Here is a 253-nt window from a genome sequence, read left to right on the forward strand (position 1 = left end):
ACGACAACGGTGATGGCGGGCATTCCAAGCTGATCATGACGATTCCCAAGGAGATCGTTGACGGCGGCATCGACAAGGACAACGTCGCCGCTGGCGTGCCGATCAGCATTGGCAAGGCCGACGGCACCCCGCCCTACCCCTTCGCGGCGGCGGGCGATGTCTGTCGTCTAAGCTGGGGCGGCATCTTTGTGTTCAGTACTGCGCTGACTCAGGAACAGGCCGAAGGCAAGGCGCCGATCATCATCACCATCAC

1 protein-coding gene is annotated in these 253 nt (G+C 61.7%); it reads left to right on the plus strand.

Going from position 1 to position 253, the window contains the following annotated elements:
* Nucleotides 1-253, plus strand: a 253-nt coding sequence (locus ACW9IR_RS29980) for a hypothetical protein (protein WP_457466223.1), incomplete at both ends; no start/stop codon positions are given.

It is taken from the genome of Pseudomonas sp. SDT291_1_S447 (assembly GCF_054070155.1).